This window comes from Acidisoma silvae (assembly GCF_020618775.1).
Lineage (GTDB): Bacteria > Pseudomonadota > Alphaproteobacteria > Acetobacterales > Acetobacteraceae > Acidisoma > Acidisoma silvae.
In genome coordinates, this window is sequence record NZ_JAESVB010000004.1 from 101704 (window position 1) to 127433 (window position 25730).

Annotated in this window: 23 protein-coding genes; 4 read left to right on the forward strand and 19 right to left on the reverse strand. The window is 61.7% G+C overall.

From position 1 onward, the window contains the following. Positions 1–3 precede the first annotated feature (3 nt). The 14 genes from ASILVAE211_RS11050 to ASILVAE211_RS11115 all read right to left on the reverse strand — a co-directional run bounded on the left by ASILVAE211_RS11050 (position 4) and on the right by ASILVAE211_RS11115 (position 12880). Positions 4–297, reverse strand: coding sequence for an MSMEG_0570 family nitrogen starvation response protein (locus ASILVAE211_RS11050; protein WP_227321377.1), 294 nt, complete (start codon positions 295–297; stop codon positions 4–6). Next, positions 290–1408 carry an MSMEG_0565 family glycosyltransferase gene (locus tag ASILVAE211_RS11055; protein ID WP_227321378.1) on the reverse strand — a complete coding sequence of 373 codons (1119 nt, stop codon included), beginning with the start codon at positions 1406–1408 and terminating at the stop codon, positions 290–292. Before ASILVAE211_RS11055 ends, ASILVAE211_RS11050 begins: the two co-directional genes overlap by 8 nt. Further along, positions 1405–2364 carry a sll0787 family AIR synthase-like protein gene (locus ASILVAE211_RS11060; protein ID WP_227321379.1) on the reverse strand — a complete coding sequence of 320 codons (960 nt, stop codon included), beginning with the start codon at positions 2362–2364 and terminating at the stop codon, positions 1405–1407. Before ASILVAE211_RS11060 ends, ASILVAE211_RS11055 begins: the two co-directional genes overlap by 4 nt. Next, complete coding sequence (locus tag ASILVAE211_RS11065) at positions 2364–2951, reverse strand: MSMEG_0567/Sll0786 family nitrogen starvation N-acetyltransferase (RefSeq protein ID WP_406566048.1); 588 nt, start codon at positions 2949–2951, stop codon at positions 2364–2366. The genes ASILVAE211_RS11060 and ASILVAE211_RS11065 overlap by 1 nt, the downstream gene beginning before the upstream one ends. Beyond that, positions 2912–3997 (reverse strand): MSMEG_0568 family radical SAM protein, encoded by a 1086-nt coding sequence (locus ASILVAE211_RS11070; RefSeq protein WP_227321380.1) that lies wholly within the window; start codon positions 3995–3997, stop codon positions 2912–2914. Before ASILVAE211_RS11070 ends, ASILVAE211_RS11065 begins: the two co-directional genes overlap by 40 nt. Continuing rightward, on the reverse strand, positions 3945–5012 hold the full coding sequence (locus ASILVAE211_RS11075; protein ID WP_227321381.1) for a Nit6803 family nitrilase: 1068 nt from the start codon (positions 5010–5012) through the stop codon (positions 3945–3947). Before ASILVAE211_RS11075 ends, ASILVAE211_RS11070 begins: the two co-directional genes overlap by 53 nt. 22 nt (positions 5013–5034) lie before the next feature. Continuing rightward, positions 5035–5517, reverse strand: a complete 483-nt coding sequence (locus ASILVAE211_RS11080; RefSeq protein WP_227321382.1) for an MSMEG_0572/Sll0783 family nitrogen starvation response protein — start codon at positions 5515–5517, stop codon at positions 5035–5037. A 294-nt stretch (positions 5518–5811) separates the two neighbouring features. Further along, positions 5812–7245 carry an aminotransferase-like domain-containing protein gene (locus ASILVAE211_RS11085; protein ID WP_227321383.1) on the reverse strand — a complete coding sequence of 478 codons (1434 nt, stop codon included), beginning with the start codon at positions 7243–7245 and terminating at the stop codon, positions 5812–5814. A 48-nt stretch (positions 7246–7293) separates the two neighbouring features. Then, positions 7294–7950, reverse strand: a complete 657-nt coding sequence (locus ASILVAE211_RS26315) for a response regulator transcription factor (protein ID WP_227321384.1) — start codon at positions 7948–7950, stop codon at positions 7294–7296. A gap of 427 nt (positions 7951–8377) precedes the next feature. After that, positions 8378–8761 (reverse strand): hypothetical protein, encoded by a 384-nt coding sequence (locus ASILVAE211_RS11095; RefSeq protein ID WP_227321385.1) that lies wholly within the window; start codon positions 8759–8761, stop codon positions 8378–8380. A gap of 161 nt (positions 8762–8922) precedes the next feature. Next, a complete protein-coding gene (locus ASILVAE211_RS11100) occupies positions 8923–9351 on the reverse strand; it encodes a hypothetical protein (RefSeq protein ID WP_227321386.1) in 429 nt (142 codons plus the stop codon). A gap of 75 nt (positions 9352–9426) precedes the next feature. Further along, positions 9427–10548, reverse strand: coding sequence for a hypothetical protein (locus tag ASILVAE211_RS11105; protein ID WP_227321387.1), 1122 nt, complete (start codon positions 10546–10548; stop codon positions 9427–9429). A gap of 71 nt (positions 10549–10619) precedes the next feature. Beyond that, positions 10620–11987, reverse strand: a complete 1368-nt coding sequence (locus tag ASILVAE211_RS11110) for a Hint domain-containing protein (RefSeq protein WP_227321388.1) — start codon at positions 11985–11987, stop codon at positions 10620–10622. 38 nt (positions 11988–12025) lie between these two features. Then, a complete protein-coding gene (locus ASILVAE211_RS11115; RefSeq protein ID WP_227321389.1) occupies positions 12026–12880 on the reverse strand; it encodes a hypothetical protein in 855 nt (284 codons plus the stop codon). A 481-nt stretch (positions 12881–13361) separates the two neighbouring features. Between ASILVAE211_RS11115 and ASILVAE211_RS11120 the strand changes: the two genes are divergently transcribed. Further along, the gene (locus tag ASILVAE211_RS11120) at positions 13362–16484 is read left to right on the forward strand and encodes a glycosyltransferase (RefSeq protein WP_227321390.1); all 3123 of its coding nucleotides are present in this window, start codon (positions 13362–13364) and stop codon (positions 16482–16484) included. A 6-nt stretch (positions 16485–16490) separates the two neighbouring features. Here the strand turns inward: ASILVAE211_RS11120 and ASILVAE211_RS26320 are convergent, their stop codons facing one another. The 5 genes from ASILVAE211_RS26320 to ASILVAE211_RS11145 all read right to left on the reverse strand — a co-directional run bounded on the left by ASILVAE211_RS26320 (position 16491) and on the right by ASILVAE211_RS11145 (position 21417). Continuing rightward, positions 16491–17282: a helix-turn-helix transcriptional regulator gene (locus ASILVAE211_RS26320; protein WP_227321391.1), complete on the reverse strand. Its 792-nt coding sequence runs from the start codon at positions 17280–17282 to the stop codon at positions 16491–16493. Positions 17283–17615: 333 nt separating this feature from the next. Continuing rightward, positions 17616–18623 carry a substrate-binding domain-containing protein gene (locus ASILVAE211_RS11130; protein ID WP_227321392.1) on the reverse strand — a complete coding sequence of 336 codons (1008 nt, stop codon included), beginning with the start codon at positions 18621–18623 and terminating at the stop codon, positions 17616–17618. Positions 18624–18674: 51 nt separating this feature from the next. Beyond that, positions 18675–19712, reverse strand: a complete 1038-nt coding sequence (locus tag ASILVAE211_RS11135) for an ABC transporter permease (protein ID WP_227321393.1) — start codon at positions 19710–19712, stop codon at positions 18675–18677. Next, a complete protein-coding gene (locus ASILVAE211_RS11140; RefSeq protein WP_227321394.1) occupies positions 19712–20515 on the reverse strand; it encodes an ATP-binding cassette domain-containing protein in 804 nt (267 codons plus the stop codon). The genes ASILVAE211_RS11135 and ASILVAE211_RS11140 overlap by 1 nt, the downstream gene beginning before the upstream one ends. A gap of 173 nt (positions 20516–20688) precedes the next feature. Next, a complete protein-coding gene (locus ASILVAE211_RS11145) occupies positions 20689–21417 on the reverse strand; it encodes an SDR family oxidoreductase (protein WP_227321395.1) in 729 nt (242 codons plus the stop codon). Between the two features lie 232 nt (positions 21418–21649). On the opposite strand from ASILVAE211_RS11145, the gene ASILVAE211_RS11150 reads away from it, so the two are divergent. The 3 genes from ASILVAE211_RS11150 (at position 21650) to ASILVAE211_RS11160 (ending at position 25337) form a co-directional block, all read left to right on the forward strand. After that, complete coding sequence (locus ASILVAE211_RS11150) at positions 21650–22648, forward strand: ABC transporter permease (RefSeq protein ID WP_227321396.1); 999 nt, start codon at positions 21650–21652, stop codon at positions 22646–22648. A gap of 45 nt (positions 22649–22693) precedes the next feature. Continuing rightward, positions 22694–23662, forward strand: a complete 969-nt coding sequence (locus tag ASILVAE211_RS11155) for a sugar-binding protein (RefSeq protein ID WP_227321397.1) — start codon at positions 22694–22696, stop codon at positions 23660–23662. A gap of 121 nt (positions 23663–23783) precedes the next feature. After that, complete coding sequence (locus ASILVAE211_RS11160; RefSeq protein ID WP_227321398.1) at positions 23784–25337, forward strand: sugar ABC transporter ATP-binding protein; 1554 nt, start codon at positions 23784–23786, stop codon at positions 25335–25337. Positions 25338–25730 lie beyond the last annotated feature (393 nt).

Sequence of the window (25730 nt, forward strand, 5' to 3'; positions counted from 1 at the left end):
CCATCACGTCAGGCGATGAAAGGAAAGGACGGTGATTTCCGCACCAGGCTCGCTCTGCCAGCGGCTGGCTTGCCGCGCGACAGTGGCTTGTGTCGCCATGGCGCGGCTGCACGGAAAACCGAATTTCGCCTCGACGCGGCGGCTGGCCTCCGTCATGGCGGCTTGCGTGCGGGTGACGAGATCGGCGACCGGATAGGCCTGCCCCACCGTCAGATGATCCTCGACGACGAGGGAGGGGGAATAGCAGCGGCTTTCACTGCCGTCCGGCCAGCGCAGGGCGAATTCCATCTCAGGCATCGGCGAGGCACTCCTCGGCAAAAGTCTCGTACAGGGCGCGATGATCTTCGGCGACCTTGTCCCAGCTGAACCGCGCGGCGGTCTGCGGCCCCAGATGTGACAGGCGCGCGCGTTCGGCGTCGTTCAGAGATCGCGCCATGGCGGCGGCGATGGATGACGGATCAGCCGGATCGGCCCAGAGCGCTTCATGCGCCGCCAGATGATCGGTAAAGGGCCGGATAGAAGAGACGATGGCCGGTATGCCGCAGCTCATCGCTTCCAGCGGGCAAAGGCCGAAGCCTTCCATGAAGGCGGGGGCGACCAGCGTATGGGCGCTGCGATACAGCGCCGGCATGGCGTCGTCGTCGACGACGCCCAGAACCTGCACGGCGGCCTGCGCCTCAGGCGTCGCATCACGCAGCACCGATGCGAAAGCGCCATGGGCGGCGCTGTGATTGAGCAGGGATGCGCCGCCGGCGATGACCAGTCTTGTATCGGGCCGCAGGGCGTGGACTTGCAGGAAGGCACGCAGCACGCCGATGGTATTCTTGCGTTCCTCGATCCCGCCCAGGCTGAGGAAGGTTTTCTGGCCTGTCTGGGCTTTTTCGCCTGGGCTGAACCGCTGGTGATCGACGCCATTGCCTGTCAAATGCACGTGCTGGCCGGATAGAGCGCAGAGCTTTTCCTGCCATAGCAGGCTCACGGTCAGCAGACGGTCGGCCGTGTGCCAGCCACGATCCTGCCAGGCGGCGAGACGCGCATCGGCAAAATCATCCAGGTGATGCACGGTGCGGATGAAGCCCGGAATGGCACCCTCAGCGCGCAGATTGGCCAGCGCATTGGCGCTGATCGGGTCCTGCGCGTGATGAATGTCAAAACGCTGGCCGCGCAGCGCGGTTTCGATCTCGCCGATGCGGCTTTCCACCATTTCAACCGTGCTCAGCGCCGGCGCCGCCGGGATCAGCAGGCTGGGGCAAGACGGCTCGCGGAAGAAATACTGGCCGGAGAGCGCGGGCGCGATGAGTGTTGCGTCTACACCCTGGCGACACAGGGCTTCAGCCAGTTGCATGGCATGAACCACGCCGCCGCGCGGATTGGTGGAATGGGTGAAGATGGCGATGCGGGGGCTCATGCCGGCGCGCAGCCGATCAAGGGCGCTTCCGCCAGATCCCAAAAGGTCTCGGTCGTGCCATCGGCATTGAGCAGATCAAGCGTCGTGCCTGTCGTGCATTGGCCGATTTCGGCACAAGCAATGCCGCGTTCCGCGAAGGCGGCGATAACGGCAGGCGCATTATCCGGCGTCGCGGTGATCAGAAAACCAAAACTCGGGAAGCTGCTCAGCCAGCGTTCCAGCGGCACGCCTTCCGGGCGCGGCACGGCAGACGGGTCGATTACCATGCCGATGCGCGAGCATTCGGCCAGCATCAGCGCCGTGCCGACAAGCCCGGCCATGCTGATATCCTTGGCGGCCTTGCTCAATCCGGCCTCGGCAATCTGCGCCAGAAGATCAAGATCGCCGCGCAGCCTTTCGGCGCTGGCGCCGCGCGTGGCAGCATCCCAATAGGGCATCGGGTCATGATAGGCGCCGCGCAGGTCAATCGCCGCCAGCAGAACTTCGTTTGGTTGCGCGTCAAAACTGGTCAGCAGATTGGTGGCACGGCCCAGAATGGCGACGGCCAGTTGGGCGGAGCTTGCGCGCGCATTGGTATGTCCACCCACGACCGGAATGCGATAGGCGTCGGCGGCTGCCTTCAGCCCGGCCAGAACGGGCTCTGATTCCGCGCTATCGGCGCTCCACAGCGCATCCACCACCGCAATCGGCCGGCCGCCCATGGCCGCGATATCGCTGGCATTCACCATGACGCCGCACCAGCCGGCGAACCAGGGCTCCGCCTTCAGAAAGTCCGGCACAAATCCTTCGATGGCGAGGAGCAGATAGCCGTCACCGTCCGGTATGGCGGCGCAATCGTCACCCAGGCGAATGCCCTCGGGCGCGGTGCCCAGATGGCGGGCGACGGTGGCGATATCGGTCTTATGCGCGAGGCCCCGCAGATTGCGCAAAGACTGGGCGAGGGATTGCGCCAGCATCACGCGGCCTGCTTCACGGGGCGCAGCAGGCTGGTAACGACGCGGCCATGCGCCGGGTAATGCGCCAGCTGCGCCCGCATGACGTGATGCGGATGGCCGTGCAGATCGACACTGTCCAGATCATCCCAGTGCAGGCGCCGAAAGAAGGGCACGTTCTGGCGCTGCACATGGGCCAGAAAGGTGCGGCAGCCGCGCGTATGGGCGGTGCAGACGGCAAGGCGGATCAATTCCGCGCCCAGGCGGCCCAGGCGGCGATGCTCGGCGGCAACCGCCAGGCGAGACCCCCACCACAAGCTTGGCTCGGGCTGGTGAATGCGCACCGTGCCGACAATCTCATCCGGCGCGCCGGCAATGCAGGTATAGGCGATGATATGGGTCGCGACGTCATCGATGGCGTCGCGGTCGTCACCTTCGAAAATCCGCTGCTCGGCGCAGAAAACCTGCCGGCGCAGCGCGTGATGAGCGGCCAATTCCCAGGGGGCTGTGGCCAGGGTGAAGCGGTATTCGCCGGGCATGAAGAGGGGGATGGGACCGTCGAACATGGCCATCAGCCCCCGTAGCTTGCGATGGAGGAGCAGGCGCTGCATTTGGCGCAGCCGGCCTTGACGGTCGCCGCCTGCAATCCGGCCTCAGACAGCATCTGGCCCAATGGCGCCAGCACGCTATGCATGAAGTCCGGCGTCGGCGGCGCATGGTTCTCCAGAGGCGTGCCGGTGATGGGAATGAAGGGCACGACGAAGGGATAGACGCCCATGCCGACAAGCTCTTCGCAAAGCGACAGGATTTCGGATGCCGTGTCACCCAGGCCGGCGAGGATATAGGTGCTGACCTGGCCGCGTCCGAAGACCGGCACGGCCTGCGCGAAAGCCTCCTTATACCGGTCCACCGAGACGGTGGCCTTGCCGGGCATGATGCGGGCGCGCACGGCCTGGGTCGCGGCTTCCAGATGCATGCCCAAAGTGTCGATACCGGCATCGCGCATGCGGCCGAACCATTCATGGTCGCGCGGCGGCTCGCATTGGCCCTGGATCGGCAGATCGACGGCGGCCTTGATGGCGACGGCACTGTCGCAGAGCAGGCTGGCGCCGCGGTCGATGACGTTCGGCGTGCCGGTCGTCATCACCATATGCTTGACGCCGTCGAGCATGACAGCGGCGCGGGCGACTTCCGCCAGTTGCGCTGGCGTCTTATGGGCGATGGTGCGCCCGGCTTCCAGCGACTGGCCGATGGCGCAGAACTGGCAGGCGGTGCGGCGGTCGTTATAGCGAATGCAGGTCTGCATCAATGTCGTCGCCAGAACATCCGCGCCATGCAGAACCGCGATCTTCCAATAGGGAATGCCGTCCAGCGTCTGCATGCCGTAGAAGCGCGGCGGGCGTGGAAAGGTGATGCGCCCGACCGGCGCGCCGTCGCGCAGCAAAATCCGCCGGCCCAGATCATCCGGCAGCCCGGCCTCGAAGGGCGAGGTTTGCGCTTGGCCGGTATAGATCGGCACCATCACCGTCTGTCCGCCGAGCGTGATCGCCTTATGGTCGGAAGGCCCGGCGCCACCCCGCCTGCCGGCAGCACCCGCTTCCGGGTCAGCCAGCCGCAGCCCGAGCGATTGCAGATCGGTAATCAGATGACGGCTCAAGGCGGGTGGCGGGCTCGGCAGAGGACGGCGTTCCGAAAGGCTGGTCTGCATCGCTGCTGCTCCATGAAACGGGCGTGGAAGGAAGGTCGCTGGCGCGGGCAAGGGGATTGGCGGGTGCGTCGCGCAGCATCAATTGAAGCAGTTCGGGTCTGGCATAATGCCCGACGCTGTCCATCATGCGCTTGCGCTTGGTGATCAGGCTCATATCCAGATCGGCGATGACCAGGCCTTCGCCTTCCTTAAGCGCCGGCGCCAGATGAACGCCTTCGGGGGAGATGATGGCGGTATTGCAGCCGTCGCGGAGCGCCCGCTGCAAGCCGGCATCCGGCGTGATGCTTTTGATCTGCTCATCCGTCAGCCAGCCCGTGGCATTGACGACGAAACAGCCGCTTTCCAGCGCGTGATGGCGGATCGTCACCTCGATCTGATCGGCAAAGATCGGCCCCACCATCGAGCCCGGAAATTGGCTGGCATGGATTTCCTCGTGATCGGCCATCAGCGCGTAGCGGGCGAGGGGGTTGTAATGTTCCCAGCAGGCCAAGGCACCCACGCGACCGACGGCCGTTTGCGCGGCTCGCAGCCCGGACCCGTCACCCTGGCCCCAGACCATGCGTTCATGAAAGGTCGGCGTGATTTTGCGGCGTTTCAGAACCAGGCTGCCATCGGCATCGAAAATCAGCTGCGCATTATAAAGGCTGCCATGGTCGCGCTCATTCACGCCAAGGACGACGACCATGCCATGTTGCCGCGCGGCAGCGGCCACCGCATCCGTCACCGGCCCCGGCACCGTCGGTGCATTGTCATAGAGCCGCATATGCTCGCGGCCCATCAGCACCGGTGGCTGCACGAAGGAGAAATAGGGATAATAGGGTACAAGGGTTTCAGGAAAGACGATGAACTGCACGCCCTGCCGCGCCGCATCCGCAATGGTGGCCAGCACCTTCTCGACGGTGCCATCGGCATTGTCCAGAACCGGCGCCAGTTGGGCGGCGGCGGCGCGAATACTGCGCGGCATGGCGTGTCTCCTCAATGCCCGGTCACAGCGTCCAGGTATCGAGGATGACGGCATTGTCCCGCTTGTGCAGCAGCACGATGTCGAGAACATCGAGCGGACTGATGGGGCGAATGCCTTCGATCAGCGCGCCTTCACCATGGCCGTACAAAGCTTGCAGCGCAAAGCGGCAGGCATAGACCTTGCCGCCCTCGGCAATGAATTTCTTGATCTGGTTGTTGAAATTCTGATGGCCGGGGAAGGCTTCGTCACCCAGGCGCGGGAAGCCGCGCATCACGCCCAAGGTCACGCCAGGGCCATAGAGCAGCACCGACGTGTCAAACCCCTTGCGCTGCAAGCGTGTCGCCTGCAACAGGTTGACAAGGCCGATTGACCCCTCAAAGGCCACGGTATGGAAGGTGACCAAAGCCTTTTGGCCAGGCTCGGCCTTTACATCCTCAAAGACCTTCTCTTCGAAATCAACGAGATGCTCACCAATTTCGTTCTTGGCTTTTTCGACAACCGGCATGGTTTTCTCCTCTGACGCCCGTTTCCACGAGCCAGAGAAGCACGCGGAAAAATTCCGCCGCAACGCGACAATGCAGGGCGATTGTCGGGCAAAAAAATCAGACAAGCGCAGACAATGTCACGCGCGATACAGACAAGTTTCGGCAGTCCTGCCAATGCCGGACATAATCCGCTCCGAAAATTGCCAAGCCATGGACAAAAATCAGGCAATTGCCGAAAAATATCGCCGATGGCCAGTGGCTATATTTGAGGCATTGATCTTCACGTATTCGTGAGCATTGCGGTCCGGCACAGGTCAGATGACGGTCGTATAGGCCTGCGGCATGGGGTGGCGCAGCGCCGCCGCGATTGCCATCAAAGCCTGCGCCAAAGCACCGCGATCCTCGGCTGCCCCCAGCGCGATGCGCACATGGCGGCCGGCATGGGCGGCGCTATCGACCGCGAAACTATCCTCGGCCACCAAAGCGAGGCCATGGCGGCGGGCATAGGCGGTGAAATCGGCGGAGTGCCAATGCGGTGGCATCGTCAGCCACAGATGCAGCCCCTCGGGGTGCCGGGCCTTGTCCAGTCCGGCCAGGATGGTATCGGCCATGGCCTGCCGCGCCGTCGCTTCCTGCCGGATGGCCTTGAACAGGCGCTGCGCATCGCCCTCTCTGATCCAGCCGGTGACGAGCGAGGCCATCAGCGCCGATCCCATTTGCGCCGTCGCCCGCAAGGCCGCCGTCAAACGGTCGACATGGCTCAGCGTCGGCACCACCAGATAGGCCAGCCGCAATCCCGGCGTCAGGGTTTTGGCGAAGGTCGCCAGATGAAAGACGAGTTCCGGCGCGAAATGGGCCAGAGAGGGCAGCGGCTCGGTCGGAAACAGCCCATAGGCATCGTCTTCCAAAATCGGCAACCCGTGCAGGCGCGCGATATCGGCAATGGCCTGGCGGCGCGGAATCGACATGGTCGACGTCGTCGGGTTCTGGATGGTCGGCGTGCAGAAGATGAGGCGCGGCTGGCTTTCATGACAGACGCGGTCCAGATCCTCCGGCAGCATCCCCTCATCATCCATGTCGACGCCGACAAGCGTGATGCCAAGCTGCGCGGCGGCGGCGCGCAGACCGGGATAGGCCATCTGCTCGGTGGCAATCACATCCCCCGCGCGGGCCAGGCTGGTGATGACGCTGATCATGCCGCTTTGCGCGCCCGGACAGAGCAGCAGGCGCTGCGAATCGATCCGCCCGAGCGTCGGGGTCAGCCAGGACTGCCCGGCCTCGCGGTCCTCGGCGCTGCCGGTATCCCAGTGATAAGTCATGAGCGCGCCGATATCCTGCCGGCGCAGCAGGCGGGCCAGACCGTCCTGCAACATACTGTGCAAAGCGGGTTCGGCCGGGAGGGGCGGCAGGTTCATCGTCATGTCGATGACGGGGTGGCCGCGTCCGACATGGCGCAGCATAGGCACGTCTGCCCGCACGAAGGTGCCGCGCCCAACGGTGGCTGAGACCAGGCCCTGGCGATGCGCTTCCGCGTAGCCGCGCGTCACGGTGGCCAGATCGACGCCCAGTTTCTGGGCTAGAATACGCTGCGTCGGCAGCCGGTCACCGGGCAGCAGCCGGCCATCACGGATGGCTGTGGCAATCGCCCCAGCGAGTTCGCGGTAGATCGGTCCGGTGCGGCCGACCAGGCTGGGTGCCCATTGCACCATGTCCTGGCCGGCCGGGAGGCCAGCGCGCTTCTTGAGCATGCACGACTAGCAAGCAAAAGCCGGACCATCCGTGAGGCGGTCGCCTGATCAGTTGGCTTGCCCGGAATAGCGCTCGGCATTCAAGGCAAGCTGAATGCGGTTGGTGGCGCCGGTCTTTTGCATGATATTGCGGACATGGGCCTTCACGGTGCTGATGCTCATGATCAGCCCTTCGGCGATTTCCTTGTTGGATTCGCCCTGCCGCACATGCTCCAGCACCATCCGTTCGCGCCGCGTCAGATCCGACACTTCGACCCGGGACGCGTAGCCGTGCCGCAGGGGCATCGTTTCGCGCTGCGACATCCAACTGTCATGCTGCACCGGCAAGCTGATGCTGCCCTGGCGGCCATGATGGACGAGGTAGAAGGTTGAAACCGTCTTTTGCAGACTGGAATGCCTTGCCTGAACAACGGCGGCCGAGCGAGTTTCGAATTCATTCAGCAGATGGCCGCTATCTTCGGTAAGCCAGTCCGAAATCACGATCAGGCAGCGCGGCGGCACATAACGCAGAATAGCGGTGACGTCCTCAAGCCCGACCGATGCGGCGCCGTGATGAACATAGACGACAAGATCCACGGATTGGATGGAACTGCCGGCGAATTCTCCGACGGATGCGTAAGGCGTGAAGGCCAACATCGGCTGCATGGAGAATGCCGCGCTGATGAAGCATTCTCGCGTGAATTGATGGCTGTCGATGAGAGCCACGCAAATCATCTGAGGGGTGGTTGCCAACCGGTCGGATGGCGACGCAGTTGCGCTCAACTGACGTTGGGGCGACACCACTGCTTGAAAAAATTCATTCACAGCCATGATCCTTCAAGCTGAACGAGATAAACGCATCTCGCCAATGCAAAAGTAAATTAATCCGATTACTACGCGTCAGCCTGTGACGGTCCGCCGTATCGAGGATTTTTACATAGACGATACTGTAACGGAATATAGCATATCCGCAATGGTTTCGTCTCTAATCCGGTTTACGCACTTGGGGTAGATTTGGATGCATTGGATAATTTTGGGCTTAAGCATTTCCGGTCCCAACTTGCCTTAGTGACCGATAAGGTCAAGCAACAGAGCGCATTATGGCAGAGTCCTCACGACAGAGTGACGCCAAAAGGTCAGGTTTTTTGCAAAATCAGCACCAAAGCATTAGATCTTGTAGGTTGAATTCTGTCGTTTCGACCAGAATTTTGAGAACGACTTCGCAATATCCCGAGGTCAATTTCGCCATCATCGCGATAAAAGCCCCCGAATTTATGGGGCGAAAGCGCCGAAATATTTCTGATAAATCAGAAAAATCAAAGAAAACCGACTGGTATTTGTCAAATGTGCAGAACTCGACGTTAAAAACGATTGTGCGATGGTGGTCATTCTTATTAAAAATCTGAATATTTACAACGTGACATGATAAAAACGTTCGAAAAATCAGGCGGCTTCTTGATTGGGCCTTGAGTAAAAATCCTAGTAAAAACGTTTTTGCATCTTGCGCCACAATCTTGTCGACAGCGGCCACTGCCACAGAACGAGTGCCACAGAACGGGTGCTATGGAACGAGCGCCACAGAATGAGTCAGCGAGTAGGTTATCCAAAATATTTCCTGAAGTTCAGAGCTTAGGCCGCGTATCATGCGTCGTGACGTGCTGCGTCTTAGAGCAGGATATGCCGCGCAATCCTGCGCAGCTAAGATGCGGCGATCATATGTTTCCAGGCCGTTATATCATCCTGAATATCCTTATTGGGAATCCGCCATTCAAACAGGCCCTGCCGGAGGTAATGGTCCTCGGCGGATTTCCATTCGCCGTCCTTCACGGCGCGGGCGACATCAGGATTATTCTTCAGATACCAGCTTTCAGACACCACAGCGCCGGCACCGGCGCCAGTACGGCCTTCGAAATATCCGCTCATGGCATAATGATCATGCGCCGAGGACCAAAGACCTTGGCGAATCGCGAGCGCGACATCGGGGTTGCGCCGCATATAATCCTCCTCATCCAGCTTCGTGCTGCGTGACAGTTCCGACAGCAGAAACCGAAAAAGGGCGGCCGGGATGGTCACGCGGTTATCCGGCGAAATCGGAAACAGCGAATCCAGAAGCTTGAACGGCAACATATGCATGTCTTTACCTTATGTGACGTAAACCCACTGTACTAAGTCTCTTATCCGCCCTTTGAGCCAAGGGCATGATCAGCCGGAAGTTGTGAGAGCATCATCCAGCGGAATTTGTTGCGAAAGAAAAAATATGAGTGGATTAAATTGCTCTCTACGAATTTTTTCGAGAAATTCGGCGCCCGGCTGCGGGTCAGGCGGCGGCGTGCGTCCCGGCATAACGGCCGCGCGGTATTGCGCCATGTTGAGAGCGGGAGAGGGATCGACGTCGCGCGTAATGCCGACGCGCAGAAAATGCGCGAAAGGGTCGCGATTGCGGCCGACGTCCTGGCCCCATTGCCGCATATAGAAGTCGACATCGAAATAGGAGAGCGGACTGAAGCGCTGCGAGCGGCGGTGGCGCAGATAATGCAGAAGCGGAGACTGGCCATCGGCCAGCCGATAGCTACGTCGGTACCATTCCGTCTCGAAATAAAGAATCGGGCGCAAGGCGTGCCTCTCCCCTTGCGTGATGTAATGCAGAAGGGGGTTTTTCGCCGCATCGGCTTGGCGGGCCAGATAATGCCGGCGATACCAGTCAGGGTCGAAATAGGGATTGGGCCGCCGGCCTTCCTGGCATCCGAAATCCAGAAAATGGGTCAGCGGGTCTTGGCCGCTGCCGCGCACATCGGGATAGCTGGTAAGATAGAAATCCACATCGAACAACCCGGAGCCGTCAATCAGCCCATAGGGATCGCCGTCCGAGCCTGTGTCATCGGCCGCCACCCGGGTGTGTTGATCTGCGACCATGACAACAACTGGGCAAGGGTCGCGGCCCTCGGCCGCGCCGTAGGCCAGAAAATGGGCGAGGGGACTAAGCCCGGCATCGCGGATATCCGCATTATGCGCGCGATAGGCATTCGGGTCGAAACCGCGACTGGGGCAACGCCCCTCCGCCTCGCCGTGGTCCAGATAATGCCGCAGGGGATTCCGGCCGATGTCACGCACATCGCTATTCTGGTCGAGATAGAAAGCCGGATCGAACCAGGGATTGGGCTTGCATCCCTGGCGCCAGCCGATGTCGCAAAAATGCAGAAGCGCATCGCGGCCGCCGGCGACGGAGTCCGGGTATTCCATCCTATACCAGCCTGCGTCGAAAAGACTGCAATCGGCCAGGGCGGCAATATCGGCCGCGATTGTCGCGGCATGGTCGTGAATCATGGCGCGCGAAACCTCAGACACAGGCCGCGTTGAAACGGTGGCTTTGTGTCTGAGGCATTCTGGCGTGCAGATCAGGCGGCGGCGGTCAGCGGGCCTGACGATGCCAGAGCAATCTCGGCCCGCCCGTTCAGCGCAGCGCGAATCGCCTCAAGCCGGGGACCGGCGAGCAGCAGCGGCGCGCAGGCATCTTCCCAGGTTTTGGGCTCGGCCGGCGGCAGCAGCGTTACCACGCTGCCCTGGCTCTGGTATTGCCGGCCGCCGGTATTGAGGAAGGATTCCGTCACCACGCCTTCCGCGATGATCAGGTCATGCGGTTCAAGCTCCAGATGGTAATAGGTGATCTCCCCGGCCCGGCTGACCTGACGGATGCTGCTGCCATTAATGAGAAGCTGCGCCGGCACCAGAACGCCATCGAAGAAGAAGGAATGATCAGGCGAGACATAAAGATCGCGCGTCGGCAGTCCTTCGGCGAAAGCACCGGCGGCGATCCGCACGGGCATGATTTTGCTGTGATCGGCGAATTGGGTCGATAGGCGGGAGGTGGTGATGGCGGCGATCGGCACGCTTTCGCCCGAAGCGGTGATGACCATATCGCCATCGCGCAGGTCTTCGATCAGAACCTCGCCCTGCGGTGTCAGGATATGCGTGCCGGGCAGGAAGCAGTAGAAAATCGAAGTTCCGGCCGATACAAAGATATCGCCATTGCCATCATAGCTGAAAGTAAGGGGACCGGATTGACCTTGTGTATATGTCCCAGTGGCGAAACTCGTGCCATTGACAGTGACAGTGCCGATGGTGGTGCTGCCATTCAACAAGGTGATCGTCTGATTGCCAGTTCCCGAAATCGTATAGGATGTCACGGCTGAGGGCAGATGCGCGAATTCAAGATTGGCATTCGCCTGCGTGCTGAAATTATTGATGGTAACGCCCGATACGGTGGCGGCGGACCCATTGCCATCGATTAAAAACGTACCGCCATTCACGCTATAATTGACCGTAATGCCAGACAGGACATTGAGCAAAGCCGTGCCATTGGTGAATGTGCCGCCATTGTCCAATGTAATCACCGCGCCGCTCAAAGCGGTGATGCCCCCGGCGAGGGTTGCTGAGCCGCCGTCGACAAAAACATTGAGTCCAGATAGAGCGCTCAGTGAGGAGTTGATCGTCGTGGTGCCGCCGACATAGAGGTTGATAGTCCCACCAAGAGAGGTGACGTTGACCGTATCCGTGACGCCATTCATCACGGCATAGTTGGACGTGGTAAATATAACACTCGTCAGAGTTTGTGTTGTTCCGTCAGTAAATACGTTACTTGACGGCAAAGAGGTTACCGATGCGAGAGAACCGCTGCTCCCGGTATAACCTGTGACAGCGCCGTTATAGGTGCGGGTAAGAGTCGTGCCGGTATATGTATAGGTAACGCCGTTGCTATTCGCCATATCCTAATCCTCCTCGTGTGAATCTGCGAGACCCAGTCTCAGAAAATCTTGTGGTCGACACCGGCGAAGAGGATCTGCGTGCCGTCCGTCAGCGTCATCACATCGCCGGCCGATGTCACCGTTTCCGTCGGAAGATTATTGGCTGAATAGCCATAGCCGCCGAAGGCGAGATTGTCGGAACTGTTGAACCCGATGATGACTTCCGTACCGCCGGCATGGCCGTTGACGAAACCGAAGACGTCTTTGCCGCTGCCGGCAGTGACGGTGGAAGCACCGGAGCCGCCGATCACGCTATCGGCGCCCGATCCCAGCTTTGCGACCAGCGTGCCGGAATTGCCGTTGGGATTGGTGGCGATCGTGATGGGCGCGGTGGCGGTGCTGGCATCGATGCCGGTGATGCCGGAAGGGCCGGCGACGGCCAGGCTGTTCGCGCCGGTCACGGTAAAGATGCTGTTGCCGGAACCGCCGATCAGCGTTGTATTGGCACCGGTCGAGATGCCGGTAATGGCACCAGGACCGCCCGTGATCGAGCTATTGTCGCCGCCGAGCGAGAATTGGGTGATGCCGTCCCAGCCGCCATAGACCGTGGTGGCGGCGGTCGCCGCCGTGATGGTATCGCTGGGCGCGGCAATGATGGTCGTCGGGCTGGTGATCGTGAAGGCGTTGCTGCCGAGGGGATTGGAGTCATTGACGATGCTGGGGCCGGAAATGGTCTGCGTCGTGCCGGTGCCGTAAACGACCAAAGCGCCGGGCATTGTGCTGACGCCGCTATCCGTGGTCGTGGAATAGGTCGTCCCCGGTCCGAAATTGGCCTGGAAGATTGAGTTGGTTCCTCCGGCGGCGGAATAATTTGCCGGCTGCGTGCCGCCGGATTGGGTTACGGAGTCTGACATCTATCCCGTCTCCTTCAAAAGGTCAGAGGCTGAGCGTCAGTGCTGAGCGCTTTTGCGAAAACTATCGTCAAATTATGAATGAATTCATAACAACGCTGTCGGTATTGCCTGTCTTTACGACAAGGACCGCGATCCTCTGCGCATAAGCCTCACGGCGCTGCCCCCGAGAATCATGAAGGTCTGATCGGTCGGTTATAGAAGAGAGGTGATGTGACGACAGGAATGGGTAAAGCGCGGCGGGAATAACGCGGTGTGTTAACTAAAAATTAGCGATACGAATGCGCGCGTTTGTGCGGCGCGTCGCATTTAAAAAATTTGCGCCGGCAAGGCAGGTGCATGTGACGAGGCGGATCTTTACCAAATCGTCGTTTTTTCACGCTATGGCAGGGGACAGGCAAACCCGTATCGAGAGGTTATTGTCCTGTGGCTCAGTGCTGTGTTTGCGTCCCTTGGCGGCATCCCGTGACATCGGGGTCGTGACATGAGCATCGTCCCGAAGGGCGATGGCGCCGCGCCCCCCGGTGTCGAAACACTGCTGACGGTCTGGGCTGTCCGCGACGGCGGCATGGCCTTTCTGGCATCGCAGGCCGATGCCTTGGCCAGGCTGGAGGCCAATGGCCGTGCGGTCGATGCGGTGCGCATGGCGGCCGTGGCGCTGCGCGACGGTCAGGCTGAACACGCGCTGTCGCATCTGCTTTATGCCCAGCGCCAGGCGCCCTCCAGCAGCCTGATCACGCTCCTGATCGGTGATCTGCGGTTGCATCTGGGACACGCCGATGCGGCGGAACCTTTCGATCTTCTGGCCCGGCGTAGCGACTGGAACGCGGCCTGGTATCGCCTGGCGCAGACCCGCCTGCGGTTCGGCCGGCCCGACCTGGCGGCGGTGGAGATCCATGAAACCCTCAGCCGCAACGCGCCATTGCTGGACCGGCCTGCGGTCGCGCTGTTGGACGAGATTCTGCGGGCGACGGGCGCGCGGGGCTGGTGCGGCTTGACCAATGGCGGTGACCTGATCGTCGGCGGCCCCGTGACCCGGTGCGGCGCGCCCACGCTCCGGGTCATGCTGGACGGCAAGCCCTTGCGGCTGACGGCGCGCCTGCGCGACCAGGGTTTTATCCGCTTTCCGCTCGGCAAGGCCGGCTTCGCCGCGCAGTCGATCGAAGTCACGGCCTCCGGCGTGCCGCTTCTGGGCAGCCGCCTCAAGCCACAGTCGATCATCCGCTGCGAGGGCTTCGTGGAGCGGGTTGAGACCGGTATCGCCGGTTGGTGCTGGCTGCCGGGCGAGCCGACCGTCCAGCCGCTGGTTCGGCTTCCCGGCCCGGCGGGGGAGATTACCCTGGCCGCGAAAGACCTGATCCTGACGCCTGCCAATACGGAACGGCTGATCTGGCAGCGGCGCTTCACGCTGCCCTTCGCGGCATTGCCGCCGGGACGCATCGCTCTGGCCGGCCCGCATGGCCGCCCTTTGTATGGCAGCCCGCTATGGCCGTCCGGCGGCATCGACAGCGGCATGGCGGCAGCCCAGCGCCTGCGTCGCCGCTTTCCGGCCTCCGGCGAAGCCCTGACGGAGGGCGAGGCAGGGGCGGAGGGCGAGATCGCGGCCGAGATCAGCATTCCGGCGGTCCATCGCGGCCGCAGACCCGAAACACCGTCTCAAAACCGGCCGGCGCCGGGGATGCCGGCTTCCCGGCAGGTGCTGATCGCCATTCCCGTCTACCGCGGATTGCGTACGACTATTGATTGCATCCGTTCGGTGCTGGCGCATCGCGGTCCGGATGAGGTGATTCTCGTCATTTCTGATGCCTCCCCTGAACCGGCCTTGGTCGAGGCGCTTCGCGCGCTGGCCGGAAAGGAAGATATTCTGCTGCGAGTGGAGCCGGTCAATCGCGGTTTTCCCGGCACGGTCAACCTCGCCATGCGCCAGGCGGCGGCGGCCGGGCAGGATATCATCCTGCTGAACAGCGATACTTTGGTGACGGCGGGCTGGGTTGCCGGCCTGCGGGACGCGACCTATGGCGCGCCGGACATCGGCACGGCGACGCCCTTTTCGAACGCCGCCACCATCCTCAGCTACCCGGATTCGCAGCGCGCCAATGCGATTCCGACCGAGGAGGAGATCGACGAACTGGCTGGCCTCTTCGCCGCCCAGAATGGCGGTGCCACCGTCGAAATCCCCACCGGCCACGGCTTCTGCCTTTATATCCGCCATGACTGTCTGATCGAGACGGGGGTGCTGCGGGATGACGTCTTCGCCCAGGGTTATGGCGAGGAAAACGATTTTTGCATGCGCGCGCGCCATCTGGGCTGGCGGCATGTCGCCGCCACCGGCTGCTATATCGGCCATCTGGAAGGTCAGTCCTTTGCCGCCGCCAAGGACAGCCTGGTGCGGCGCAACCTCGTCATGCTCAATACTTTGCATCCGGGTTATGACGGCCTGATCGCGGATTGGCTGAAGGCTGATCCTTTGAGCGAGCAGCGCCGCGCGGTGGATAGCGCCCGGCTGCACCGGTTGCAGGGGGACCGCGCCGCCATCCTGTTCGTGACGCATAATCGCGAAGGCGGTGTGCAGCGGCATGTGCTGATGCGGGCGCGGCAGGCGGAGGAGGAAGGGTTTCTGGCGCTCATTCTCAAACCCGGCCGCGACCGGGCCGGCGCGGCCTTGTGCCGTATTGAGACGCCCTCCCTGGCCTTGCCCAATCTGACCTTTGCGGCCTTCGCCGCACCGTCGCTGCTGGCGGATTTTCTGGCAAGCTGCCGGCTGGACTCGATCGAACTGCATCATTTCATCGGGCATGAGCCGGCAACCATTGCGATGGTCATGGCGCTGGGGCCGCCCTTCGACCTGCATCTGCATGACTATGCCTGGTTCTGCCCGCGCATCACCCTGACCGCCCAGGGCAACCATTATTGCGGTGAGCCGGACCTGGCGACCTGCGACACATGCGTGCGCGACCGCGGCAGTGCCTTGGACCGCGACATCACCCCCGCTGCCTTGATCGACTGGTCGCGCGCGATTTTCACCAGGGCCCGTGTCGTCATTGCGCCGACGGCCGATACGGCGGCGCGTTTTCAGCGCCGCTTTCCGGTCAAGCCGCAGGTCTTGCCTTGGGAGCGGGATTTGGCTCACCTGCACGATAGGCCCGTTGCACGATGCGCGCCCGGCAAGATCCGCAAAGTCTGCGTGGCGGGCGCCATCGGCTATGAAAAAGGCTATCAGATCCTGCTGGATTGCGCCCGCCTGGCGCAGGCCGAGGATCTGCCGATCCTGTTCCAGATCGTCGGCTTCACCTGCGACGATGCGCGGCTGTTGGAGACGGGGCGCGTGACCATTACCGGGCGCTATGAGGAAAACGAGGCTGTGGCGCTGATGCAGGCCCAGCAATCAGACCTTGCCTTTCTGCCGGCGCTCTGGCCGGAGACCTGGTCCTATGTCCTGAGCCAGCTATGGCAGGCGGGTCTGCCGGTGGTGGCCTTTGATATCGGCGCCCCGGCCGAACGCATCAGGCAGCATGGCGGCGGGGTTCTGCTGCCGCTCAGTCTGCCGCCGAAGCGGATCATTCATGCGCTGCGCAATGTCGTATCATCAACCCAGGCGGCAGCCTGATCCGCCTCAGTCGTCCTGCGCCACGGCGGTGCTGCGCAATTGCCGCTCGGCGCCCAGCGCCAATTGGGTGCGGTTGCTGGCGCGCTTCTTCTGCATGATGTTGCGGATATGGGCCTTGACAGTGCTGACGCTCATTTGCAGGTCTTCGGCGATATTCTTGTTCGCATAGCCCTGGCGCACCAGTTCCAGCACCGAGCGTTCACGCTTCGTCAGCGGGCCGCTGTCATTGCCGCCGCCCATCGGCGCGATGCCGGTCTGCGACAAGGGCGCAGCCGTGGGCGTTTCCCCCGGCAAGGGTACCGGCGGCAGCGACACGGCCGGCGGTATCACCTCCCGCCCATGATGGATCAGGAACAGCGAGGCGACGACCATCTGCAAGCTGGTACGCTTGGTATGCAGCAGCGTTGTGCTGGCCTGCGGGAATTTATCGACAACCTTCCGCAAATCGTCGGAGATATCGTCCGCCAGAATGACAAGTGGACTGGTCGCGCCAGCCTCAACGCTGGCCTTGGCCAGAAGCAGCAATGCGGCGGTATCGCTGCCGCGATGATGATAGACCACCAGATCGGCCGTGGGCGGCGGATCGGCCAGAAATTCGGATGATGAGCCGAACGGCACGATGACGAGCAGCGACTGCATGGCGCCCGCTGCATTTGCGAAGCATTCGCGTGTCAGTTGATTGTCATCGATCCAGGCAACGCAAAGAAGGTTGACCGGCACGCCAAGCTTTGTCGGCGCGCTCGTTAACGCCGTGAAGCTACCCGGATGAATGGCGGATGCCAGGTAGAGATCAGTCACTCGTCTCAATCCTCATATAACGTAGTCAACGGCCAAATTTTATGTCTGGGGCGAGTCAGGCATAGATGCCGTCATTCCCACCGTACATGACATTCACACTCAAAAAACGCAAGAAAACAGGCGGTTTTGTTCAGTGATGCCAAAGCGAACGCGTTAGCACCGATAGAGTGCTAACGCGCGACTTCGGTTTTGGATGCAGTTTCACAAAATTGTGTGATTGGATTGTGCGGTCAGGCAAATGATGCAAATCCGAAATATGATGGGAGTGACGCTGGGAAGGCATCATCCCCATCATTGTGCCTCGGGCAAAGCCCTAAACGAGGCTGTCTTGGCTCAGCGTATGCCGCGCTTGATGAGCGGGATCAGGGCGTCGATCGTGGCTGGGGTCTGCACGCCGGCGCCGGTATTGATGTTGAGGCCGGCGAAATCGTATTTGGCTGACAGCACGCATTGCATGACCGGCAGGAAGCCCTGCAAATACAGCTGCTGGTCCAGTGTCGCGGTGATGTATTTCTGTTGCAGCCCGGCGATGGTGGACGGCGCCAGATCAATGCCCCCGACAATGATCTGGCCGGGCTTCTTGCCGACTTGCCGCAGGGCCTGGGGAATGAACCCGGTGACGCCGCCATGCTGGGTGCCGATGGCGCGCAGGTTGGGATGCGATTCCAGGAAGGCCACCAGAATGGGAACGGCGAGGGAGGAATCGGAATCGACCTGCGGCGAGATATTGAGCTTGGTGACCTTAACCCCGGCTTTTTCCAGCGTGTCGGTCAGGCCGCGGTCACTCTGGCTGCGGGTCGTCTCGTTAAAGACGCCGTATTCCAAAGCCTCGTCGCCCGATTTCAATCCCGCCGCCAGCATGGCCTGGGCGGTGATCGCGCCACCGATGTAAAGATCGACGCCGGCATAGCCGGTACCCTTTTCGTCGTACGTCTTTTCGGCAAGGGGGAGCGGTGTATTGCCGACGGTGACGATGCTGCCCTGCGCTTCGGCTTTGGCGATGAGCGGATCGAAGGCGGGGTCACCCGGATGGCCAGTGACCGCGATGCAGGTGGGGCGCGCGGCCAGGGCCTGGCGGAATTGCGTCAGCATGGTCTCAGGGTTCCAGGCGGAGAATTGCTCCACCACCTTGATGCCGAAGGCGTGGCCGGCATCCGCCGCGCCGGTCTGCCGCGCCAGCGTGGCGCCGTCACCGGGATTGCCGCCCATCTGCATATAGATCGTCATGCCCTGGCCGAGCGGGCCGCTGGTGGTGGGCTGGGTGGCCCAGCCTGGGCTGCTCAGCAGGGCGGTGCCGCCCAAGGCGAGGCAGGCGATGAGGGATGCCTTGGTTTTGGTCATTCTTCTTGTTCCTCTGATTGCTTTTCTTGTCGGGCTTTGGGGGAATTCAGCTCATGGGCGCCCGCCCAGACCCGCCAGGGCGCGTAGCTGCTTCAACTTGCCCGGGCTTTCCATGAGAAGATGCAGGGTCACCGCCGCGACGAAGACCACGCCTTCGATCGCCTGGACCCAGAAGCCGGCGATGCCGGTGGCGACGATGCCCGCTTCCAACATGCCGATGATGAAAGTGCCGAAAAACGTGCCGACGATGGTCGCGGTGCCGCCGAAGACCGAGGTGCCGCCGATGAAGACGCCGGCCAGCGCGGGCAGCAGGTAGCCCTGTCCCTGGGTCGAGAAATAGTTGAGGTTCTCCAGCGTCAGCAACACGGCGGCAAAGCCGCCCAGCACGCCCATCAGCACGAACAGCTTCACCGTCTCGCGCATGACATTGATGCCGGCGACGCGCGCCACGTGCCGGCTGTCGCCGATGAACAGGATATGCTCGCCGAAACGGTGCCGGTTGAGGATGAACCACATGAAGACGGCCAGCCCCAAGGCCCAGAGCGACTGCATGGGCAGGAAGCCGAACAGATTGCCGGCGAAGACGGTATAGACGACGCTGCCGTCCAACTCCTGCAAGGCGTTGGACTGCCCGCCCGAGAGGATGGAGGCGGTGCCCGCCCAGAAGAACTGCGTGCCGATGGTGACGATGATGGAGGGCACGCCGATACAGGCCACCAGCAGCCCGTTGACGAGGCCGATGAGCGCGCCGCCGGCCAGCGCGGCAATGACGCCGAGCCAGGGATTGCCGAGGCTGCTTTCGCACACCGAAAACAGGAAGCCCGAGAAGGCGAGGGTGGAGGGGAAGGAGAGGTCAATCTCGCCGGCCGCCACCACCAGGGTCAGGCCGATGGCCAGCACCAGCATCGGCGGCACGGTTGTCAGAAAGGACAGGTAGATCGGCCAATGCAGGAAGACCTGCGGGGCGGTGACGATGAACAGGCCCACCAGCACAAGGAAGACCAGGATGATCGGCAGACCTTCGATCTGCGCCAGAGGCAGGCGGCGTGTCGGCCGGCGGGCAGGCGAGGCAGGAAGATGCGTGCTCATCAGCCTACTCCCACGGCATGGCCGCTTTGTTGCAGGTCGATCAGGAATTTCGTCAATTCCTCCAGCGTCATCTCGCCCGATTTGATATCGGCGACGATGCGCCCGCGATCCAGCACGATCAACCTATCGGCCAAGGCATGCACATGCGCCAAGTTGTGTTCGATATAGATGCAGGCGCGGCCAGAGGCTTTGATGGAGCGCACGAAATCCAGAACTTTCCGTACCTCGCTGATGGCCAGCGCCACGGTGGGCTCGTCGAGAATGATAAGGTCGCTGTCGAAATGCATGGCACGGCCGATGGCAATGCCCTGCCGCTCGCCGCCGGAGAGTTTGGAAATGGTGGAATCGGCGTCGATGCCGACGCCGCGAAAGCCGAGCTGGTTCTTGAGCAGGTCGTTGGCGATGCGGCGTTCCTCGGCCACCTTGATGAAGCCGAAGCGGTTGGTGATCTGTCGCCCCACGAAGATATTGCGCCACAGCGGCTGTTTTTCGCCGAGGGACTTTTCCTGATAGACCGTCTCGAAGCGCAGCCGATGCGCTTCCCGCACCGAATAATGCGTCCAGTCCACAGGTTTGTCGCGGATATAAAGCTTGCCGGATGTCGGCCGCACCACGCCGGTCAGAACCTTGATCAGCGTCGATTTGCCGGCGCCGTTGTCCCCGATCAGCCCGACGATTTCATTGCGGCCAATGGCGAGGTCAATCCCCTGCAAGGCGCGGATCTTGCCGTAGGACAGGCTGATGCCTTCGGCACGGACGATATGCTGATAGGCGCCACCTGTTTCCGGCTGCTTATCCATCATCAATAGCCCTCGTTTTTTCTTGGTCTTTTATTATGGTCTTTTGGCGTGTCTTTCCTGCGGGCGGTTTCGGTTGTGTGTGGAGTTTCGCACCCGCAGCATTGATCAGATCAATGCTGCGGGAGGTTAGGTAGGCTGTGCGGCCGCTGTCAAATGATGATTGCGGCGTGGCGGCCTCAGATATCCTGCCCGGCCGGTAGGATAACCATGTCGCGGATCGTGACATGGCGTGGCCGCGTCAGGCTGTAGAGCAATGCGTCCGCAATATCTTCCGACATCAAACCGGTTTTATCCGCAACCCGGCGGGTGATTTCAGCCGGATCGTCGATGCCCCACAGCTCGTTCAGCACCACGCCCGGAGAGATGGACCCGACGCGAATGCCATGGGGCAGGGCCTGGCGCCGCAAGCCATGCACGAAGGAGCGGATGGCGTGCTTGCTGGCGCTGTAGATCGGCTCCCAATGCAAAGCCTGATGACCGGAAATGGAACTGGTGACGATGATATCGCCCGTTCCCCGCGCGATCATGCCCGGCAGTACGCGCTGGGCGGCGCGGAAGACGCTGGTGACATTGACGGTCATCATACGCTCCCAGTCATCCGGGTTGCCCTCCGCCACCGGTCCGGGAAGATAGATGCCGGCATTGGCAAACAGCACGTCGATCTGCCCGAAATGCGCCAGCGTGCGGGCGATCATGGCGTCGGTATCTTCGGGCCGGGACAGATCGGCCGGCACCGCGATGGCCTGTTCGCCCAGCCGCTCGGCCAGCGCCGTCAGGCGCGGGCTGTTCCGCGCCACCAAAGCCAGCCGCGCTCCCTTGGCGGCCAGAAGCTGGGCCGCCGCCCGGCCAATACCGGAACTGGCACCCGTCACCACAATAACCTTGCCGCTTAGATCTTCGCTCATCTGTTTCCTCTCAGAATTTTTGTTCTGTTCTCAGCTTTAACATTGTTTTCAAACTGTGGGCTTGCCGCCCTGCGCAGGGGCGCTATACCGTCTCATTGGGTGGTCGGACCAATCCGGCCCCGAACGATACCGCGACCATAAGCGCGGACGGATAAAAACGGCTAAGCCGGATAGGGATGGAGGCAGGATTGGGCAGTCAAGATGGCGATATGGGCCTGGGGCGGGGTCGCGCATGAGCGCGTCTGGCAAGGCCGCGCCTGCGCCCGCCCAGAAATCGTTTCTTGGCCGCATGCTGCGGTCGCGAGAAACTGGTATCATCTCTGCTTTGGCCATCATGGTCATCGGCCTGTCCTTTTTCGCGCCGGACTTCGCCTCGCCCAATAACATGCTCAACGATGCCCGCAACTTCTCCTTCGTCGGCATCGTCGTGCTGGGACAGGCCATGGTGATGATCACCGGCGGCATCGATCTGTCGGTCGGCTCGGTCTGGGGCCTGGCGGCCGTTTCCTCGGCGGCCTTCATGAATATCGGCTTCGGTGCCATTCCGTCCTGCATCCTGGCCTTGCTGATTTCGGCTGCCATCGGGCTGTTCAACGGGCTTTGCGTCACCAAGCTGCGGATGCCGCCCTTCGTGCCGACGCTGGCGACCATGTCCATTGCCCGCGCGCTGGCGCTGGTCATCACGCGCGGCCATTCGATTGACGGTTTTCTGCCGGATGACAGCATCTTTTTCAATCTCGGCGGCGGTGCCACCTTCGGCCTGCCCAATCCCTTCATCGTCTTCGTTGTGCTGTCCGTCATCGCGGGCCTGGCCCTCAGCCGCACTGTCTATGGCCGCCAGCTTTACGCCATCGGCGGCAATGAGCGCGCGGCACGCCTGACCGGGCTTGAAGTCGATCGTCTCAAGATCAGCGTCTATGTCATTTCCGCGGTGACGGCCGGCATCGCCGGCATCATCGAGGTGAGCTATCTCTCCTCCGCCATTTCCAATCAGGGACTGGGCAAGGAGCTGAGCGTCATTGCGGCGGCCGTTATCGGCGGCACGGCGCTGACCGGCGGCGAGGGTACCATTCTGGGCGTCTTCGTCGGTGCGGTCATTCTGGAAGTCCTGCGCAACGGTCTCGTGCTGCTCGGCACGGATGCGTATTGGCAGGGCGTTTTCGTCGGCTCGGTCATCGTGCTGGCGGTGTTCATCGATCAGCTCCGCAAGGGCTTCTGGCGAACACGATAGACGTGCGTAAAAGCCCCTCAGAACAAAAAGACAGGGAACGACACCATGACGATGAAGAAAATCCTGCTTACGACGGCGGCGGTGATGACCATGGGCCTTGGTCTGGCAAGCCTGGGCGGCACGCGCGCCCAGGCGGCCGAGAAGACCTTCGCCATGGTGCCTAAGGCGCTCGGCATTCCCTTCTATGCCGATGCGGAAACGGGCTGTGAGGCGGAAGCCGCCAAGATCGGCGCGAAATGCGATTTCACCGGCCCGTCGCAGCTTGATGACGCGGCGCAGATCAGCATCATGCGCGATCTCATCACCAAGCATGTCGCTGGCATTTCGGTGGCCCCGAACAACCCGGACAGCATCAAGGGCGTGATCGCGGATGCCATCAAGGCCGGCATTCCCGTCATCACCTTCGATTCCGATTCGCCGGATTCCCAGCGCATCGGCTTCATCGGCACCAATAACGAAGGCGGCGGCGAGACGGCAGGCAAGGCCTTCGCGGCGGCGCTGCCCAATGGCGGCACCTATGCCGTGCTGACGGGCGGCCTGTCCGCCGCCAACCTGAATGACCGCATCGCCGGCTTCAAGAAGCAGCTTGGGCCGAACTTCAAGGAAGTCGCGGGCTCGCCCTATTCCTGCAATGACGATTCCAATGCCGGCGTGCAGATCATTCAGGACGTGCTGGCGAAATATCCGCATCTGGACGGCATCTATTTCTCCGGCGGCTGGCCGATGTTCGCCCCCGCCGCCTATGCCCGTGCGGTGAAAAGCCGCAAGGCTGACATCCAGTCCGGCAAGTTCGTCGTCGTCAGCTTCGATACGCTGCTGCCGCAGCTGAAGCTGCTCAAGGAAGGGGATGCCACCGTGCTCGTCGGCCAGCGCCCCTATGCCATGGGCACCGGTTCCATCGACATGCTGGAGACGCTGTCCAAGGGCGGCACCGTGCCGAAGATCACCGATACCGGCACCGATGTCGTGACCAAGGATAATGTCGACAGCTTCATCGCCAAGGCGTCGAAGTAACAAAACACGTCACCCGCGGGCCTGTCCCGCGGGTCTACCCGGTTCGGCGCCGCTACGGGTGGATGCCCGGCATGAAGCCGGGCATGACGGTTGAGGATGCGGGCCGCTCAAGGATCAAGCGATGTCCGTGCTGCTGGCGGTGGAAGATATTTCCAAGGGCTTTCCGGGCGTGCAGGCGCTGCGCGACGTTACCTTTCAGGTGGAAGTGGGCACTATCCACGCCATCATGGGGGAAAACGGCGCCGGCAAATCGACGCTTATGCAGGTCATCGCCGGGGCTTTGCGGCCCGATACCGGCCGGCTGATTTTTGACGGCAATCAGTTGCAGCTTTCGGGTACGCGCGATGCCGCGTCCAAAGGCATATCCATCGTCTTTCAGGAATTGATGCTGGCGCCGAATATGACGGTGTCCGAGAATATCTTTCTGGGGGCTGAGCCGCGTATTGCCGGCGTCATGGTGGATCGCACGGCCCAGCGGGCGCGGGCGCAGGCCGCACTGGCAAGGATGGGCATCGACATCGACCCCGACATTCGTCTGGGCGAGTTGACCATCGCGCAGCAGCAGCTCATCGAAATCTGCAAATCCCTGGTGCATGAGCCGCGTCTGCTCATTCTGGATGAGCCGACATCCAGCCTGTCGGAAGCCGATAGCCTGGTCCTGTTCCGGGTGGTGCATGACCTCAAGGCCAGCGGCGTCACCATTCTGTATATCTCGCACCGTATGCGCGAGGTTTTCGATAATTGCGACTATGTCACCGTGCTGCGCGACGGGCGGCATGTGAAGACGACGCGCCTGTCCGAAACAGACCCGGAAGAGGTTGTTCGGCTCATGGTCGGGCGCGACCTGGCGGGCGTGCAGCGCATCCGCCCCTCGCATGACGGCAAGCCGGTGATGCTCTCCGTCCGTGGCCTGTCGGACGGCAAGCGCTATAATGACATATCATTCGACTTGCGGGCGGGCGAGATTGTCGGCGTTGCCGGGCTCATCGGCGCCGGTCGGTCTGAAATGGCGCTGGGCATTTTCGGCGCGCCCGCCGCCCCGCGCGGTGAGATCGTGCTGGAAGGCAAGCCCGTGCGCATCCGCAAGCCGGGTGACGCCATGCGGCTCGGCATCGGGCTGGTGCCGGAAGACCGCAAGCAGCAGGGGCTGGTTCTGGGCATGAGCGTCGGGTCCAATCTGTCACTGGCGGCCATGGGCCTGGGCCGGCTGTCGAATGCCAATTTCGTCAAGCCCATCGCGGAAGGCCGCATGATCGACGGCTATGTCGATCGCTTTCGCATCAAGACGCCCTCGGTCGATCAGCTTGTGGGCCTGCTGTCGGGTGGCAATCAGCAGAAGGTCGTGCTGGCCAAATGGCTGGCCGCCAAGCCCCGCGTGCTGATTGTGGATGAGCCGACGCGCGGCGTGGATGTGACAACCAAGGCCGAGATCTATGCGCTGATGCGCGAACTGGCGCGGGACGGTCTGGCCATTCTCGTCATTTCCAGCGACCTGCCGGAAGTGCTGACCATTTCAGATCGCATCCTCGTCATGCGGTCAGGCCGGCTGGCGGGGGAGATTGCCTTCGATGACGCCTCGGAAGAACGCATCATGGCCCTGGCCGCACTCGAACATGCCGATGGGCCGCCGCACCCGGCCCCGGCCACCTATGGCGAGGCCGAGGCGAGGAGTTAGAATAACATACCAAGTCACCAAACCTTTATTGGTAGGTGAAGCAAACAAAATTACATCGGCAGCAAATGCCATTTGGCGAACTAAACCTAAACTGCGCTGGAATTTAGCGCCGACAGACGTATCCTGTGACGTCTATCTATTCGATGGTGACTTTGTCCTGCACAATTTTGGAATGGTTTGCCCTTACGAAGAATTGGTGGGCGCTGTAGAATTAGTTAAAACACTTGAACCTCATTATCCTCTGATACCGTAAAATCAGGGCTTTCCATGGCGGCATAGGTTCACGTCAATCTGCGTGTCATAGACCCCGCAAAGCAGGCGGCAGAGGCGCAAGAGGCGCGCATGTTCGTGGTTGAGATCGCCTAAAAAATTCCAGGTTTGGATTGAAGCGCA